General features: G+C 72.3%; 19 protein-coding genes. 7 read left to right on the plus strand and 12 right to left on the minus strand.

What is annotated here, in order from left to right; all coding sequences use genetic code 11:
* Positions 1-342: 342 nt before the first annotated feature.
* Positions 343-1,611: a phosphoserine phosphatase SerB gene (serB, locus tag OG370_RS09585; protein ID WP_328462564.1), complete on the plus strand. Its 1,269-nt coding sequence runs from the start codon at positions 343-345 to the stop codon at positions 1,609-1,611.
* A 67-nt stretch (positions 1,612-1,678) separates the two neighbouring features.
* Here the strand turns inward: serB and OG370_RS09590 are convergent, their stop codons facing one another.
* From OG370_RS09590 to OG370_RS09605, 4 genes are all read right to left on the minus strand, one after another.
* Complete coding sequence (locus tag OG370_RS09590; RefSeq protein WP_328462566.1) at positions 1,679-2,200, minus strand: SixA phosphatase family protein; 522 nt, start codon at positions 2,198-2,200, stop codon at positions 1,679-1,681.
* 225 nt (positions 2,201-2,425) lie between these two features.
* Positions 2,426-2,686 (minus strand): hypothetical protein, encoded by a 261-nt coding sequence (locus OG370_RS09595; RefSeq protein ID WP_328462568.1) that lies wholly within the window; start codon positions 2,684-2,686, stop codon positions 2,426-2,428.
* Positions 2,687-2,883: 197 nt separating this feature from the next.
* Entirely contained in the window at positions 2,884-3,006 is a 123-nt protein-coding gene (locus OG370_RS09600; RefSeq protein WP_328462570.1) for an SGM_5486 family transporter-associated protein, read from the minus strand.
* Between the two features lie 43 nt (positions 3,007-3,049).
* Entirely contained in the window at positions 3,050-4,405 is a 1,356-nt protein-coding gene (locus OG370_RS09605) for a CynX/NimT family MFS transporter (protein WP_328462572.1), read from the minus strand.
* Positions 4,406-4,427: 22 nt separating this feature from the next.
* Between OG370_RS09605 and OG370_RS09610 the strand changes: the two genes are divergently transcribed.
* Entirely contained in the window at positions 4,428-5,111 is a 684-nt protein-coding gene (locus OG370_RS09610; protein ID WP_328462574.1) for a FadR/GntR family transcriptional regulator, read from the plus strand.
* A gap of 93 nt (positions 5,112-5,204) precedes the next feature.
* On the opposite strand, the gene fabI is transcribed toward OG370_RS09610, so the two are convergent.
* The 5 genes from fabI to OG370_RS09635 form a co-directional block, all read right to left on the minus strand.
* Positions 5,205-5,993, minus strand: a complete 789-nt coding sequence (gene fabI / locus OG370_RS09615; protein WP_328462576.1) for an enoyl-ACP reductase FabI — start codon at positions 5,991-5,993, stop codon at positions 5,205-5,207.
* A gap of 5 nt (positions 5,994-5,998) precedes the next feature.
* A complete protein-coding gene (fabG, locus tag OG370_RS09620) occupies positions 5,999-6,718 on the minus strand; it encodes a 3-oxoacyl-[acyl-carrier-protein] reductase (protein ID WP_328462578.1) in 720 nt (239 codons plus the stop codon).
* A gap of 174 nt (positions 6,719-6,892) precedes the next feature.
* Entirely contained in the window at positions 6,893-7,408 is a 516-nt protein-coding gene (locus tag OG370_RS09625) for a DivIVA domain-containing protein (protein ID WP_328462580.1), read from the minus strand.
* A 49-nt stretch (positions 7,409-7,457) separates the two neighbouring features.
* The gene (locus tag OG370_RS09630; protein ID WP_328462582.1) at positions 7,458-8,564 is read right to left on the minus strand and encodes a globin domain-containing protein; all 1,107 of its coding nucleotides are present in this window, start codon (positions 8,562-8,564) and stop codon (positions 7,458-7,460) included.
* A gap of 90 nt (positions 8,565-8,654) precedes the next feature.
* The gene (locus OG370_RS09635) at positions 8,655-9,068 is read right to left on the minus strand and encodes a globin family protein (protein ID WP_328462584.1); all 414 of its coding nucleotides are present in this window, start codon (positions 9,066-9,068) and stop codon (positions 8,655-8,657) included.
* Between the two features lie 479 nt (positions 9,069-9,547).
* On the opposite strand from OG370_RS09635, the gene OG370_RS09640 reads away from it, so the two are divergent.
* Genes OG370_RS09640 through OG370_RS09650 form a run of 3 tightly spaced genes read left to right on the plus strand, consistent with a single transcriptional unit; the run spans position 9,548 to position 13,078 of the window.
* Positions 9,548-11,071: a TldD/PmbA family protein gene (locus OG370_RS09640; protein WP_328462586.1), complete on the plus strand. Its 1,524-nt coding sequence runs from the start codon at positions 9,548-9,550 to the stop codon at positions 11,069-11,071.
* Positions 11,068-12,474: a TldD/PmbA family protein gene (locus tag OG370_RS09645; RefSeq protein ID WP_328462588.1), complete on the plus strand. Its 1,407-nt coding sequence runs from the start codon at positions 11,068-11,070 to the stop codon at positions 12,472-12,474. The genes OG370_RS09640 and OG370_RS09645 overlap by 4 nt, the downstream gene beginning before the upstream one ends.
* Before the next feature lie 52 nt (positions 12,475-12,526).
* Positions 12,527-13,078, plus strand: a complete 552-nt coding sequence (locus tag OG370_RS09650) for an RNA 2'-phosphotransferase (RefSeq protein ID WP_328462590.1) — start codon at positions 12,527-12,529, stop codon at positions 13,076-13,078.
* Between the two features lie 68 nt (positions 13,079-13,146).
* Here the strand turns inward: OG370_RS09650 and OG370_RS09655 are convergent, their stop codons facing one another.
* On the minus strand, positions 13,147-13,428 hold the full coding sequence (locus OG370_RS09655) for a GlsB/YeaQ/YmgE family stress response membrane protein (RefSeq protein WP_328462592.1): 282 nt from the start codon (positions 13,426-13,428) through the stop codon (positions 13,147-13,149).
* 245 nt (positions 13,429-13,673) lie between these two features.
* On the opposite strand from OG370_RS09655, the gene OG370_RS09660 reads away from it, so the two are divergent.
* Together OG370_RS09660 and OG370_RS09665 are read left to right on the plus strand one after the other, a co-directional pair.
* Positions 13,674-14,048 carry a DUF3099 domain-containing protein gene (locus OG370_RS09660; RefSeq protein ID WP_328462594.1) on the plus strand — a complete coding sequence of 125 codons (375 nt, stop codon included), beginning with the start codon at positions 13,674-13,676 and terminating at the stop codon, positions 14,046-14,048.
* A 213-nt stretch (positions 14,049-14,261) separates the two neighbouring features.
* Positions 14,262-14,486: a hypothetical protein gene (locus OG370_RS09665; protein ID WP_328462595.1), complete on the plus strand. Its 225-nt coding sequence runs from the start codon at positions 14,262-14,264 to the stop codon at positions 14,484-14,486.
* Here OG370_RS09665 and moaA read toward each other — a convergent pair.
* Both moaA and OG370_RS09675 read right to left on the minus strand, forming a co-directional pair.
* Complete coding sequence (gene moaA, locus OG370_RS09670) at positions 14,469-15,458, minus strand: GTP 3',8-cyclase MoaA (protein ID WP_328462596.1); 990 nt, start codon at positions 15,456-15,458, stop codon at positions 14,469-14,471. The genes OG370_RS09665 and moaA overlap by 18 nt on opposite strands.
* Before the next feature lie 108 nt (positions 15,459-15,566).
* Positions 15,567-16,505, minus strand: a complete 939-nt coding sequence (locus tag OG370_RS09675) for a sterol desaturase family protein (protein ID WP_328462597.1) — start codon at positions 16,503-16,505, stop codon at positions 15,567-15,569.
* Positions 16,506-16,535 lie beyond the last annotated feature (30 nt).

A 16,535-nucleotide genomic window follows, 5' to 3' on the forward strand; every position in this document is an offset into this window, starting at 1 on the left:
AACATCGGGAGGAACTGTTTCAGGCTCGGATCGGTCACCGATTGCCACCCTCCACGCCCCACGACGCACCCTGCGCACCCCCGGTTCCGCGCCGCGACGCCTTCGGTCCGACCCGGTTCGGCGAGTGCCGGATAAGTAGTACCACCCCGGCAGGGCGCCCCGCGCCGGACCGCACGACCCGCGTCCCGCCGTACCGCCCTGGCCCGACCCGGCCGTACGGTCCCTGTCCGGCCGCGCGCCCCGCGTCCCGCCGTACGGCACCCGCTCCCCCGGCGCCCCGGGTGTCCGCCAGCCGGGACAGCTGGTGCCCGGCCGGCGGACGGCGGATACGGTGGGACCACCATGAACGACGCCCCGCAGACCCCACCGGCAGCCGCCGCGGACGAGATCGTCCCCACGCTTCCCGCGGCCGACGCGCCGACCCTCCTGGTCAAGATCTTCGGCAAGGACCGGCCCGGGCTCACCGCCGGGCTCTTCGAGACGCTCGCCGGCTACGACGTGGCCGTGGTGGACATCGAGCAGGTGGTGACCCGTGGCCGGATCGTGCTGTGCGCGCTGGTCACCGCCCCCACCGCCCGTGGCGCGGAGAGCGAGCTGCGGGTCACCGTGCACGGCTGGGCCGAGTCGATGAAGATGCAGGCCGAGATCATCTCCGGGATCGGCGACAACAGCCCGCGCGGCGCGGGCCGTTCCCATGTCACGGTGCTCGGCCGGCCGCTGGTACCGGAGTCCATCGCGGCCATAGCGGCTCTGATCACCGAGGTCGGCGGGAACATCGACCGTATCTTCCGGCTGGCGAAGTACCCGGTGACCGCGGTGGAGTTCGCGGTGTCCGGCGCCGAGCACACCGCGCTGCGCTCCGCGCTGGCGCTGGAGTCCGCCGCGCGCGGGGTGGACGTGGCCGTGGTGCCGTCCGGGCTCCAGCGCCGGGCGCAGCGGCTGGTGGTCATGGACGTGGACTCCACCGTCATCCAGGACGAGGTGATCGAGCTGTTCGCCGCGCACGCCGGGTGCGAGGAGCAGGTCGCCGAGGTGACGGCGGCGGCGATGCGCGGCGAGCTGGACTTCGAGCAGTCGCTGCACGCGCGGGTGGCGCTGCTGGCCGGTCTCGACGCGTCCGTGGTGGACAAGGTGCGCGCCGAGGTGCGGCTGACCCCCGGCGCCCGCACCCTGGTGCGTACGCTCAAGCGGCTCGGCTACCAGGTCGGCGTGGTCTCGGGCGGCTTCACCCAGGTGACCGACGACCTCAAGGAGCGGCTGGGGCTGGACTTCGCGGCCGCCAACACCCTGGAGATCGTCGACGGGCGGCTGACCGGCAAGGTGACCGGGCCGATCGTGGACCGCGCCGGGAAGGCACGGCTGCTGCGCTCCTTCGCGCAGCTCGCGGGGGTGCCGCTGAGCCAGACGGTGGCCGTCGGCGACGGCGCCAACGACCTGGACATGCTCAACACCGCTGGCCTCGGCGTGGCCTTCAACGCGAAGCCGCTGGTGCGGGAGGCGGCCGACGCCGCGGTGACCGTCCCCTTCCTGGACACCGTGCTGTACCTGCTGGGGATCACCCGCGAGGAGATCGAGGCGGCCGACGCGCTGGACGGCACGGTCACCGACTGAGCCGGGACGGGCCGGGCGCGCGATCCGGCCGCCCGCGCGCCGCACTCCCGCGGGCTCCTCGCGCTCGCTATCCCTCGTGCGGCGCCCAGAACCCGGTGAGCCGGGCCACGCCGTGCTCGGCGGACTTCCACGGCCCGGTGAAGGTGAGGACGGCGAAGGCCGCGGTGGGGAAGCCGCCACGGTGCATCCGGGACAGCGCGTCGCTGTCCGCCGAGCCGGCCAGCGCCTCGGCGAGGGCGTGCATGCCCGGGTTGTGGCCGACCAGCAGCAGCGAGCCGACGCTGTCGGGGGTCTCCCCGATCAGGGCCAGCAGGTCGCCGAGACTCGCGTCGTAGAGCCGCTCCTCGTAGACGGTCTTGGGGCGGTGCGTCATCTCGTGCGCGACGAGTTTCCACGTCTCGCGGGTGCGGGTGGCGGTGGAGCACAGGGCGAGGTCGGGGGTGATGCCGTCGTCGGTGAAGCGGCGGCCGGCCGCGGGCGCGTCCAGCCGGCCGCGGTCGGCCAGCGGGCGCTCGTGGTCCGGCACGGACGGCCAGTCGGCCTTGGCGTGCCTGAGCAGGACGATGGTGCGGGTCGAATCGGCGGTCATGTCCTTCAGCTTTCCAGAATTCCGGCCGGCGGGCGCGGGCTGGCCGGTCTCCCGAGGTCAGCGGGCTTCCGCCGCACCTGGAAAACACCCCACCCCGGCGGTGACGGCCGGTGACCGCCGATAACGGCAGGGGCGGGCCGGACGCGCATCGGGCCGGGTCGGGGCCCGCTCCAGGCCGCATCCACGCCGGGTCCGGGCCCGATCCACGCCAGGCCCGGGCCCGGCTCAGATCAGGTGGTGCACCAGCGCGCTGAACACCGCGCCGAGCCGTCCGAACAGGTCGCCGTGCGACGCGGCCGTCGAGGCGTCAGCGGTCCCGCCGCTGAGCAGCGCCAGCAGCACGGCGAACGCCACCACGGGCAGCGCCACCGCCCACCACGGCACCCTGGTCTGCGCGGTGGACGCCTTGCCCGGGCCGCGGTCGGCACGGGGCGCGGCGGCGGACCGGGGCTGCCGCTCGTACAGGTGCGGGGACTGCGTGGTCACGGTGACCGCCTCCGTGCTGGGTCCGTCGAACTGCCGGATCGCTGTTCTTCCAGGTGCAGTTCGACGCTACGGCGGCGGGGTGCGGCGGCCCATCCGGTCGTCCACCCACTTGACCCTGACCCTGGCCCCCTAGGGAAGGTGGGGTTCTCCCCACCCTCCTCCTCAGGGTCGCGGTCGGGGTCCGGGCCGGAGCCGGTCTAACCCATGCGGGCGGCGATGATGGCGACGACCGCGACGATCGCGGGGACGCCCATCATGAGGCCGAAGACGATGAGCAACCGCCGCTGCGGCTGCGGGGGATTCGGTTCGAGTACGGGCATGACGTTCAGTCTGGCACCGCTTCCTGGACGGCCCGCACCGGGGTCACAGTTCGTCCTCGATATGGCGGTTGCGGCCGGCCAGCACGCCGCACAGCGCCTGGGGCACCACCAGTGCGATCATCAGCGCCATCGGCAGGCCCCAGCCGCCGCTGACCTGGTTGAGCGTGCCGACCAGGATCGGTCCGGGGATGGAGATCAGATAGCCGCTGCTCTGCGCGAACGCCGACAGCCGTACGACGCCGGCGCCGCTGCGCGCACGCATCCCGATCATCGTCAGCACCAGCGGGAAGGCGCAGTTGGCGAAGCCGAGCAGCAGCGCCCACAGCCAGGGCGCCGCGGCGGGCGCGGCCCACAGCCCGGCGAACCCGGCGAGCTGGAACACCGCGAGGGTGACGACGATCGGTCCCTGTGACCCCATCCGGGCGGCGAGCGGGGGCAGCACGAACGACAGCGGCACCCCCAGCACCATGGTGAGGGCCAGCAGCAGGCCCGCCTTGTCCGCGGACAGCCCGGCGTCCCGGAAGACCTGCGGCATCCAGCCCATGGTCACGTAGGCGGCGGTGCTCTGGAGCCCGAAGTAGCAGGCGAGCATCCGGGCGGTACGGCTGCGGCTGATCCGGCCGTGCTCGCCGTGCGCGGGCGCGGGTACGGATGCCGACGGGGATGCCGACGGGGTTGCGGCCTGGTCCCGTACGGTCCTGGTCCGCGTCGCCGGGCGCTGGCCCGACCGGTCCCGTATCAGCGGCAGCCACGGCACGACCGCCACCGCGGCGAGCCCGGCCCACACGCCCAGGCCCCACCGCCAGCTGCCGCCCAGCGCGTCGGTGAGCGGCACGGTGACGGCCGCGGCCACTGCGGTGCCCAGCGACAGGGCCATCGAGTAGACGCCGGTGACGGTGCCGACCCGGTCGGGGAAGTAGCGCTTGACCATCACCGGCATCAGCACGTTGGAGACCGCGATCCCGGCCAGCGCGAGCGCGCTGGTGCCCAGGAAGACCGCGGTGTTGCCGGCCAGCGGACGCAGCAGCAGGCCGCCGGCGATGGCGGCCATCCCGGCGCAGACCACCGCGCCGGGGCCGAAGCGGCGGGCCAGCCGGGGCGCGGTGAAGCCGAACAGCGCGAAGCACGCGGCGGGCACCGAGGTGAGCAGCCCGGCCATGGTGCCGCTCATGCCGAGGTCGTCGCGGACCTCCTTGAGCAGGGGGCCGAGGCTGGTGACGGCGGGGCGCAGGTTGACCGCGGCGAGGATCAGGGCGACGACGACGAGCCGGCGCACCCAGGGGACGGGCAGGGTCGGACGGTCCGCGGGGGCGGGTGCGCGGGTGGCGTCGGCCGGGCCCGCGGCGCGCTCCGGTGCGGCCGCGGCGGGGTCGAGGGTCAGGGATTCGTCATCGTGCATGAGCCCATCATAGAATGATGGGATGAATCTCGGACCCGTGCCTCGTCCAGCGCCCCTCGCCGACCAGGTCATCGCGCGGCTGCGCGCGGAGATCGCCGCAGGGAGCTGGCCGGTCGGCTCGCGCATCCCCACCGAGTCCGAGCTGGTCGCGCTGCTCGGCGTCGCCCGCAACACCGTCCGCGAGGCCGTCCGCGCCCTGGCGCACAACGGCCTGCTGGACATCCGCCAGGGCTCGGGCACCTACGTCGTCGCGACCAGCGAACTCGCCGGGGTGATGCACCGCCGCTTCGCCGACGCCGATCCGCTGCACGTCGCCGAGCTGCGCAGCTCCCTGGAGGCCAGTGCGGCCCGGCTGGCCGCCGAACGCCGTGACGACAAGGACCTGCGCAAGCTCGACACGCTGCTGGAACGTCGCGAGCGGGCCTGGGACTCCGGCAGCACCGAGGACTTCGTCCAGGCCGACGCCACCTGGCACCTCGCGGTGACGGCCGCCTCGCACAACGACGTGATCACCGCGCTGTACGCGGACCTCGGCGAGGTGCTGCGCGACTTCCTGCGCGCCGACGTCGGCACCGAGCTGCGCCCGGAGGACCACGTCGACCACGCCCGGCTGCTGGCCGCCATCCGCGCGCGCGACGCCGACGGCGCCGCCGCCGAGGCCCGCGACCACGCGTTCTCCTGCCGGTTCCTCACGTACCGGTCATGAGCACGGCCTCCTTGCCCGCGCGGGCAAGGAGGCCGGGTGCACCAGCTGGGTACGCGAGGGGCCGGGCGCGCGGCGCGCCCCCGGCCGGTCGGATCAACCGACCGCGTGCAGACCGCCGTCCACGTGGATGATCTCGCCGGTCGTCTTGGGGAACCAGTCCGACAGCAGCGCCACGATGCCGCGGCCGGCCGGCTCCGGGTCGGTCAGGTCCCACGCCAGCGGGGAGCGCGTGTCCCAGGTGGCGGCCAGGTCGCCGAAGCCGGGGATGGACTTGGCGGCCATGGAGGCGAGCGGGCCGGCCGACACCAGGTTGCAGCGCACGTTCTGCTCGCCGAGGTAGCGGGCGAGGTAGCGGGAGGTCGACTCGAGCGCGGCCTTGGCCGGGCCCATCCAGTCGTACTGGCCCCAGGCGAACTGCGCGTCGAAGGTCAGCCCGACCACCGAGCCGCCGCTCACCGCGTCCGGGCCGTCGGCCTCGGTCATCAGCGGCAGCAGCGCCATGGTGAGGGACTTCAGGGAGAACGCCGAGACGTGCATCGCGGTGGACACCGACTCGAAGGGCGTGTCGAGGAAGTTGCCGCCGAGCGCGTCCTGCGGGGCGAAGCCGATGGAGTGCACGACCCCGTCGAGCCCGCCCAGTTCCTTGCGCACGACCTCTTCCAGGCCCGCCAGGTGCTCGGCGTTGGTCACGTCCAGCTCGATGACCTTCGTCGGCTTCGGCAGCTTCTTGGCGATCCGGGCGGTCAGGGTGGGCCGGGGGAACGCGGTGAGGATGATCTCGGCGCCCTGCTCCTGAGCCAGCTTGGCGGCGTGGAAGGCGATGGACGACTCCATCAGCACGCCGGTGATCAGGATGCGCTTGCCTTCGAGGATTCCGCTCATGGTGATCAGTGACCCATGCCCAATCCGCCGTCAACCGGGATGACGGCTCCAGTGATGTACGAGGCGTCGTCCGAGGCGAGGAAGCGCACGGTGGCGGCGATCTCCTCGGGCCGGCCGTACCGGCCGAGCGGCACCTGGGCGACGATCCCGGACCGCTGCTCGTCGGAGAGCGCCCGGGTCATGTCGGTGTCGACGAAGCCGGGGGCGACGACGTTGAACGTGAGGTTGCGCGAGCCCAGTTCACGCGCGAGCGAGCGGGCGAAGCCCACCAGGCCGGCCTTGGACGCGGCGTAGTTGGCCTGTCCGCCGCTGCCGAGCAGACCCACCACGGACGAGATCAGCACGACCCGGCCCTTCTTGGCCCGCAGCATGCCGCGGTTGGCGCGCTTGACCACGCGGAAGGTGCCGGTGAGGTTGGTGTCGAGGACCGTGGTGAAGTCCTCCTCGGACATCCGCATCAGGAGCTGGTCGCGGGTGATGCCCGCGTTGGCGACCAGCACCTCCACGGTGCCGTGCTTCTCCTCGATCTCCTTGTACGCCTGCTCCACCTGCTCACTGTCGGTGATGTCGCAGCGCACCGCGAGCACGCCCGACTCGACCAGTTCCGCAGGCGGTTCACCCGAGCGGTACGTGATGGCGACCTTGTCGCCCGCGTCGACGAAGACCCGGGCGATGGCGAGGCCGATGCCCCGGTTTCCTCCGGTGACGAGAACCGAGCGGCTCAACGGATCACTCTTTTCCTGCGTCGATGGGTCGTGGCTGTCTGCCTGAAAACTATCGGTACCGGTCGCGTTCCGGGGAATCGCCCCGTACAGGCTGCTCACGAGGTCCCTGTGGGGTTCCTACAGTGCCCGGCGTGCCTGGGGCCTGCGGATACGTCCCATCGACGCGGGAGGCGGTCAGGTGCCGTGCGGGCCGGTGCCGGCCGGCAGGTCGGTGGAGGTGTGCTTCGTGGCGTACTGGTCCACGGTGACGGTCAGCGACTGCGCGATCTGCCGCAGGTAGGAGATGAGCCGCTCGGTCTCCTCCTGGTCGGCGCCGCTCGACTTGCCGTCCTGCTCCCGGATCTGCTGCAGGATCGCCTCGGCCTGCACCCGGGCGGCGCGCACCATGGTGCGCGCCTGATCGCGGGCCGCGACGACGGTCTGCTCGGCCGACTGCTGGGCGCGGGCCTGCTGCAGGACCGCGTCCACGGTCGGCACACCGGTGAGGTTGGTGCCGTCGCTGATGTTGTTCGCCCGTATCCAGTCCCGGTGGCGCTGCATGTCCGTCCGCAGCCGGTCGTTCTCCTGTGCCAGCGCGGTCAGTTCCGCCGCGCAGCGGCGCAGCGCGTCGTGCACCGCCTCCTCGTGGTAGCCGCGACGGGTCAGGGGGGCGCGGGGGAACGTCATCGAGCGCAGCGTCTCGGGCGTCACCCGGCGCTCCTCCGGGTGGTGTGCTCGTGTCTCGTTCACATGTCTCCGATCACCGAGCGTCTTCGTAGTGCAGCAGGTCGTGGGGGATGCCGCCGGCCGCCAGATCGCGCACCGTCGCGGAGACCATCGCCGGCGAGCCGCAGACGTACACCGAGCGCCCGCGGCAGGCCCCAGAGCGCAGGACGGGACCGGCCAGGCTGCGGTTCTCGAAGCTGCCGAAGTCCGCGCCGACCAGCGGGGTGACGCGCAACCACGGATGGGCTTCGGCCAGTTGCCGCAGCGCGGGCATGTCGTACAGGCCGTTCGCGTCGCGCGCCCCGAAGAACAGGTCCACCCGGCGCGGCGGGCCGTACCAGGCGATCTCCTCGATCAGGGCGCGCAGCGGGGCCAGCCCGGTACCGCCGGCGACCAGCACCAGGTCCCGGCCCTGCGACCGCCGCAGCCCGAGCCGGTCACCGACCGGGGCCCCGAGGCGCAGCACGTCGCCCTGCCGCAGCGAGTAGACCACGGCCGGACTGACCAGCCCCCCGTCGATGGAGCGCACGTGCAACTCGATGCTGCCGTCGGCGCGCACCGCGTTGGCCGGGGTGAAGGACCGCCAGGTGCTCGGCAGTATCGGGGTCTCCACCATCACGGACTGACCGGCGGCGTACGCCATCGGCTGGTCCAACCGCAGGGTGACGACCGCGATGTCGAAGGCGCGTTGCTCGTGCCGCACCACCTCGGCGTTCCACCACGGCGGGTTCACCGCGCTGTCGGCATCGGCGGCCTGGAACATGGTGCGGGCCACGAGCCCGTAGGCGTCGGTCCAGCCACGCCGCAACTCCGGGGTCCACGCCTCGCCCAGGAAGTAGCCGAGGGTGGCCAGCAGGGCCTGTCCCACCGCGTCGTAGTGCTCGGCCACCACCTGGAACTTGCGGTGGTCGCGGCCCAGTTGCTGGACGTACGGGACGAGGCGGTCCGGATCGTCCACGTCGGCGACGATCCTGCCCAGGGCCGCGACCAGCCGGTCGCGCTGCTGGCCCATGGACACCGGGAACATCGGCCGGACCTGCGGCGCGATGAGGAACAGGTAGGAGTAGAAGTACCGCGGTACCTCGTCCCCGGACTTGCCGACCAGGGCGAAGGAGTCTCGCAACGCCTGGGTATCGCTCACGACCACCCACCGGCATCCGACATCAGGGGTGACCTCCGTGCAGTTGGGGGCCGTTCGGCGGCTCGCCGCGACGAGCCGCTGACGGCTCGGTCAGCGGGCGGCCGCATCGCCGGCCGCGACCATGGTGTCGCTGATCACGCCGTAGACCCCGGTCCAGGACTCCTCGACGGCGGGCGTCCACGCGTCGCCCGCGTAGTGCTGCAAGGTGGCTATCAGGCTGGCGCCCACGGCCGGGTAGTGCTCGGCCAGCGCGCCGTAACCCACGTGCCGCCGCCCCAGGTTCTGCAGCATGCCGGTCAGTGTCTCGGGGTTCTCGATGTTCGCCACCAGGGCGCCCAGAGCGGCCCACAGGCGATCGCGCTGCTCGTCGATGTGCGGCGCGAACAGCGGGCGCACCTCGGGGTGGTTGGCGAACAAGTGCTCGTAGAAATATGCAGTCACCTGCGAGCCGTTCGGCTCGACAACCTTGAAACTGCTACGGATCAGCGAAGGGTCTACGGTCATGGCGGCCGACTCTAGCCAGAGGCAAGGGAATCGAACAAGTTGTGCCGGTGAGAAGAAGAAGCGGGCACCGCATTACCATCACCGGCCGATCGGAAATCACGTCGTACGGGAAAACCAGCCATGTCGGCACATCGGAGGAACCGGCCCGAGGAGCAAGTCGAACCGACGAGTCGGCCCCGGCTCACCCGCGAAAGCAGCCGGACGGTGCTCTCCGCAATTCCGCATTCCGGACGGCATCTCCGGGGGGCGTACATCCGGCGGTCCGTCAGGATTCACCGGATGGACCGCGATCGCGGACACCGCCCTGGATTCGGCCGAACCGCCGGGCGGCAGGCACGGGCGCGGCGGTCCGTCCGAGCGCGGCGTCCCGGCCGCCGGGATGGCCGGTCGCCGAGTTATCCACAGGCGGGCGAAAACGTCCGCCCCGGGACGGCGCGGACATGGTTCACTGCGAAGACGCGAAGGAAGGGAAGATCGTCGTGCCGCATGAGGTGGATGAGTCGTTCATGGCGTTGCCGTTGCGCGCGCTTGCCGACGCCGCGCTGGCCAGGGCGCGGGCGTTGGGAGTCGAGCACGCGGACTTCCGGCTGGAGCGGGTGCGCAGTGCGGCGTGGCGGTTGCGGGACGCCCGCCCGGCCGGCGCCTCCGACTCCACGGATCTGGGGTACGCGGTGCGGGTGGTGCACGGCGGGGCGTGGGGCTTCGCCGCCGGCGTGGACCTGACGATGGACGGCGCGGCGAAGGTCGCCTCGCAGGCCGTCGCGATGGCGAAGCTGTCGGCGAAGGTGATCGCCGCCGCCGGCGCGCAGGACCCGGTGGAACTGGCCGCCGAGCCGGTGCACCCGGACCGCACCTGGGTCTCGTCCTACGACGTCAATCCGTTCGACGTGCCCGACGCGGAGAAGACCGCCCTGCTCGCCGAGTGGAGCTCGCGGCTGCTGGCCGCGGAGGGCGTCTCCCATGTGGACGCGTCGCTGCTGACCGTGCAGGAGAACAAGTTCTACGCCGATACCGCCGGCACCAGCACCACCCAGCAGCGGGTTCGGCTGCACCCGTCGCTGACCGCCGTGTCGGTCGACCCGGACAACGGCGACTTCGACTCGATGCGCACCCTCGCCCCGCCGGTCGGCCGCGGCTGGGAGTACCTGACCGGCGACACCTGGGACTGGGACGGCGAACTGGCCGCGATCCCGGGCCTGCTCGCCGAGAAGATGCGCGCCCCCTCGGTGGAGGCCGGCCGGTACGACCTGGTGGTCGACCCGTCGAACCTCTGGCTGACCATCCACGAGTCGGTCGGCCACGCCACCGAGCTGGACCGCGCGCTGGGATACGAAGCGGCCTACGCGGGCACCTCGTTCGCCACCTTCGACCAGCTCGGCACCTTGAAGTACGGCTCCTCACACATGAACGTGACCGGGGACCGCACCGCCGAACACGGCCTGGCCACCATCGGGTTCGACGACGAAGGCGTGGCCGCCCATTCCTGGGACCTGGTGCGCGACGGCGTCCTGGTCGGCTACCAGCTCGACCGGCGGATCGCGAAGCTCACCGGCTTCGAGCGGTCCAACGGCTGCGCGTACGCCGACTCCCCCGGCCACGTCCCGGTGCAGCGCATGGCCAACGTGTCGCTGCAGCCCGCGCCGGACGGCCCCTCCACCGAGGAGCTGATCGGCTCGGTCGACCACGGGATCTACGTGGTCGGCGACCGCTCCTGGTCCATCGACATGCAGCGCTACAACTTCCAGTTCACCGGCCAGCGGTTCTTCCGGATCGAGCACGGCAAGCTCGCCGGCCAGCTCAAGGACGTCGCCTACCAGGCCACCACCACCGACTTCTGGGGCTCCATGGCCGCGGTCGGCGGCCCGCAGACCTACGTGCTCGGCGGCGCGTTCAACTGCGGGAAGGCCCAGCCGGGCCAGGTCGCGGCGGTCAGCCACGGCTGCCCGTCGGCCCTCTTCCAGGACGTCAGCATTCTCAACACCACGCAGGAGGCCGGCCGATGACCAGCAGCGCCAGCAGCGCGGCGACCAAGCCGCACGAGATCGTCGAGCGGGCCCTGGAGCTGTCCCGGGCCGACGGCTGCGTGGTGATCGCGGAGGAGGAGTCAAGCGCCAATCTCCGCTGGGCGGCCAACTCCCTGACCACGAACGGCGTGACCCGCGGCCGTACCCTCACCGTGATCGCCACCGTCGACGGCGCCCAGGGCACCGCCTCGGGCATGGTGTCGCGGTCCGCGGTGACCGCAGACGAGTTGGAGCCGCTGGTGCGGGCCGCGGAGGCGGCGGCCAGGGAGGCCGGGCCCGCGGAGGACGCCCAGCCGCTGGTGGCCGGCGGCGCCCCTTCGGCCGACTTCACCGCGCCACCCGCCGAGACCTCCTCCGACGTGTTCGCGGCCTTCGCGCCCGCGCTGGGCGAGGCGTTCGGCACCGCCCGGGCCGGCGGGCGCGAACTGTACGGCTTCGCGCACCACTACGTGACCTCCACCTACCTGGGCACCTCCACCGGGCTGCGGCTTCGCCACGACCAGCCGTCCGGCACCCTTGAGGTGAACGCGAAGTCGCCCGACCGCACCCGCTCCGCGTGGGCGGGCCGTTCCACCCGCGACTTCACCGACGTCGATCCGCTGGCGCTGGACGCCGAGTTGGCGCAGCGGCTGGTCTGGGCGGAGCGCAAGGTGGAGCTGCCCGCCGGGCGCTACGAGACGCTGCTGCCGCCCACCGCGGTCGCGGACCTGATGATCTACCAGCTGTGGTCGTCCGGGGCCCGCGACGCGGCCGAGGGCCGCACGGTCTTCTCCAGCACCGGCGGCGGCACCCGGATCGGCGAGAAGATCGCCGCACTGCCGCTGACGCTGCGCAGCGACCCGGCCGAACCCGGCCTGGAGGCAGCGCCGTTCGTCATCGCGCACGCGTCGGACGACGACTCGTCGGTCTTCGACAACGGGCTGCCGCTCGGCCCGGTGGACTGGGTGCGCGAGGGCACCCTCAACCGGCTGGTCACCACCCGGCACAGCGCCGAGCTGACCGGGGTGCCGCTCGCACCCGCGGTGGACAACATGGTGCTGGACGGCGGCGGCACCCGGTCGCTGGCGGAGATGGTCGCCGACACCGAGCGCGGCCTGCTGCTGACCTGCCTGTGGTACATCCGCGAGGTGGACCCGGCGACACTGCTGCTGACCGGCCTGACCCGCGACGGCGTGTACCTGGTGGAGGACGGCGAGGTGACCGGAGCGGTGAACAACTTCCGGTTCAACGAGTCGCCGGTCGACCTGATGGGCCGGGCCACCGAGGCGGGCCGCACCGAGCGCACCCTGCCCCGCGAGTGGGGCGACTACTTCACCCGTGCCGCCACCCCGGCGCTGCGGATTCCCGATTTCAACATGAGTTCGGTCAGCCAAGGGGTCTGACCGGCACGGGCCGGCCGGGACAGACCCGGCCGGCCCCGGCGGAGGGGGGCACATGCTCGACGAGAAGCAGACGGTCAAGGTCTCGAAGTTCCTGTCGCTGGTGCTACGGCACAACCCGCAGGCAGCCAACATCACCCTCGACGAGGCGGGCTGGGTGGGAGTCGACGAGCTGCTCGCCGGGTGCGCCGCCAGGGGCCGCCGGATCTCGCGCGCCGACCTGGACCACGTGGTCGCGACGAACAACAAGCGCAGGTTCGCCTACTCCGCGGACGGCCGCCGGATACGGGCCAGCCAGGGCCACTCGGTGCCCGTGGAGCTGGGCCTGGCCGCCGCCGATCCCCCGGCGGTGCTCTACCACGGCACCGCGGCGGCCACGCTGCCGCTCATCTGGCGGGACGGGCTGCGGCCGATGTCCCGGCAGGACGTGCACCTGTCGGCGGACACCGAGACGGCCGCGCGGGTGGGTTCGCGGCACGGCCGTCCGGTGGTGCTGGCGGTGGACGCGGCGGGACTGGCCGCGGAGGGAGGCGAGTTCCGGCTCAGCGCGAACGGAGTGTGGCTCACCGACCGGGTACCACCGCAGTGGCTGCGGCAGTTGCCGTAAGACGCCCGCCGTCCACCACCGTGGCTGCGGCAGTTGCCGTAAGGCCCTGCCGTCCGGACCTCCCGGCGTCACACCGACGTGGTGCGCTTGCGCCGCCTGTGCGCGGCCCACAGCGCGTCGCCGAGCGCCACCAGCACGATCGCGCCGATCAGTTGGAGGACGTGCCGGGTCCAGTCGATGCCCTTGGTGTCGCGGACGCCGAGCCACCGGGACACGCCGTTGCCGAACGCGCTGCCGCCCATACCGCAGATCAAGGTGAGCCACAGGGGCAGGCTCTGCTTGCCCGGGATGATCGCTTTCGCGATCAGACCGAGCACCAGGCCGACGATGATCGCCCACAACCAACCCATGCCGCTCGCCTCCTCCGGCCGGACGGCGAATGCCCGGCAGCCGTCCCGCAAGTGTCCGTCCGAGTGGTCTACGCCGCATGTCGGGCGGCTGCCTACCGAGCGGGACGCAGACCCGGCACCGCACACCCGCGCCCGCCCCGCCCTGCTGCGCGGCGGCCCGGCGGCGTACCTTGGAGCTACCGGGCAGCAGGTGTCGTGACCCGTGATCGGCACAACCCGGTGTATGGAGCAGGCGGTGGAGCGGGATGGGGAAGCAGGGCGGGCCGGAGATCTTCCAGATCACCGGTGCACGGACCGGGCTCACCGACGACGTACGCGGGCGCCAGCGGCGGTACATCATCTCGATGTCGATCCGCACCGTCTCGGTGATCCTCACGGTGGTGCTGTGGAACATCGAGCGACCGCTGGCCTGGGCGACGCTCATCGTGGGCGTGCTGCTGCCGTACGTGGCCGTGGTGTTCGCCAACGGAGGACGGGAGAACACCCCGAACCTGCCGACCTCCTCCTATGTCCCGCCGCTGGCCCGGCCGGCCCTGGAGCCGTCGAGGGTCGAGGCGGCCGCCGAGCGGGTCCCGGAACGGGTGGAGGAGCCGGTCGGCGAACACCCGGAAGCGGGCTGACCCGGCCACCTCGTCCATGACTGGTCCAGACCTATGGCAGTCGGCCGGGGAAGCTCAAGAAAAGCTCAGATCAATCATCGGGTTCCCCCTCCACGCGCGGCAGACCGCGTGACATACTGCGGTACGCGCTCCGTATCCCCCGTCGGAGCGATGGACCGACGCCGGGCGGCTCCCCCCGTGGCTGCCCGGCGTCGCCATGTTTACATGGGTGCCATGAGCGACGAGAGGCCGACCTGCTCGGCGAAGGGCTGCCGGACGGCCGCCGTGTGGGTACTGGCCTGGAACAACCCCAAGCTGCACACGCCGGAGCGGCGCAAGACCTGGCTGGCCTGCGAGGAGCACCGCGAGCAGCTCTCCCAGTTCCTCGGGGTGCGCGGCTTCCTGAAGGACGTGGTGACGCTGACGCAGTGGGAAGCCCGGTCAGCCGCCGATGGCTGACATCGGCCGGTCCGGCTGGAGGAAGGCCGGATCGTCCAGGCCCGAGCCCGCCTTCTTGCCCCACATCGCCGCCTTCCACAACGCGGCGACCTCACCGTCCCCCGCGCCCGAGCGCAGCGCGCCGCGCAGGTCGGACTCCTCGCGGGCGAACAGGCAGTTGCGCACCTGACCGTCGGCGGTCAGCCGGGTCCGGTCGCAGGCACGGCAGAACGGCCGGGTGACGGAGCCGATCACCCCGACCCGGGCCGGGCCGCCATCCACCAGCCAGCGCTCGGCCGGCGCGTGGCCGCGGACCGAGTCGCCCTCGGCAGTGAGCGCGAAGCGGGTCCGGAGCGCTGCCAGGATCGCGTCGGCGGTGACCATGTCGGAGCGCTGCCAGCCGTGCTGGGCGTCGAGCGGCATCTGCTCGATGAACCGCAGTTCGTAGCCCTCGGCGAGCGCCCAGCTCAGCAGGTCGGGCGCCTCGTCGTCGTTGACCCCGCGCATCAGCACGGTGTTGACCTTGACCGGTGTGAGCCCGGCGGCCCGGGCGGCGGCGAGGCCGGCGAGCACGTCGTGGTGCCGGTCGCGGCGGGTCAGGGTGCGGAAGACGTCCGGGCGCAGGGTGTCGAGCGACACGTTGACCCGGTCCAGGCCGGCGGCGCGCAGGGCGGCGGCGGTACGGCCGAGCCCGATCCCGTTGGTGGTCAGCGAGAGCCGGGGGCGCGGCCGCAGGGCGGCGCAGCGCTCCACGATGCCGACCAGGCCGGGGCGCAGCAGCGGTTCGCCGCCGGTGAAGCGCACGTCCGTGACGCCGAGTTCGGTGACGGCGACGCGGATCAGCCGGACGATCTCGTCATCGGTGAGCAGGTCGGGCTTGGCCAGCCACTGCATGCCCTCCTCGGGCATGCAGTACGTGCAGCGCAGGTTGCAGCGGTCGGTGAGCGAGACCCGGAGGTCCGTGGCGACCCGACCGTAGGTGTCGACGAGCACGGCTCCTCCTCTCCCGCCGGGGCGCCCGCGTGGCGCCCGCTGCCGTTTCCCCACCCCCACACTAGATGGCGCCGGGGGCGATACGGCGTCTCGCGGGTGTGGAAGCTGCTACCGCGGCAGCGTACGCGACTCCACGCCCTTTGCAACAGTTTGTTGAAGTCGCTGGTTCGGCGCCCCTCCCCCGACGCCCCCACCTCCCCCGACGCCCGCCGCCGCGTCCGCCGGCCGCCAGCCCGGGCCGAGGCACAGGTGCCGCAGCCGGTCGCGCCAGGTCCGGGCCGCGGCGAGATCGCGGGCGATGGCCGCGTACTCGTGCGTGGCGACCCGCAGCGGGTTGTACGTGGCGATGTTCTTGGTCAGCCCGTAGACCGGCCGCTCCGTCTCCGCGGTGAAGGAGCCGAACAGGCGGTCCCAGACGATGAGGATGCCGCCGAAGTTGCGGTCGAGGTAGCCGCCCTGCGAGGCGTGGTGCACCCGGTGGTGCGAGGGGGTGTTGAGCACGAACTCGGCCGCGCGCGGCAGCTTGTCGACCCGTTCGGTGTGAATCCAGAACTGGTAGACGAGGTTGACCGACGTGCAGAACGCGAGCATCGCCGGGTGCACGCCGAGCGCGACCATCGGCAGGTAGAACGGCCAGGAGGTGAGGCTGGTCCAGGGCTGGCGCAGCGCCGTGGAGAGGTTGAAGTTCCGGCTGGAGTGGTGCACGACGTGACAGGCCCACAGCACGCGGATCACGTGGTGCCCGCGGTGCGACCAGTAGTAGCAGAAGTCCTGGGCCAGCAGCGCCAGGAGCAGGGTCCACCAGTGCAGCGGCACCCGCAGCGGAGTCAGTGAGTAGAGCGCGGAGTAGACCGCCACGATCGGGATCTTCCACATCGCGTCGGTGAAGAGGCTGCCCGCGCCCATGGACAGGCTGGTGACGGTGTCCTTCCCGGTGTACCCGGCGGCGTCCTCGTCGCGGTGGAACCGGTAGCTCGCCAACTCCACGACGGTGAGCAGCACGAAGGCCGGCACCGACCACAGCACGACGTTCGGCAGATCTGGCATGAACGCACCATAGAGGCTGTTACCCGGGGT

The sequence above is a fragment of the Streptomyces sp. NBC_00448 genome (assembly GCF_036014115.1).
Lineage (GTDB): Bacteria > Actinomycetota > Actinomycetes > Streptomycetales > Streptomycetaceae > Actinacidiphila.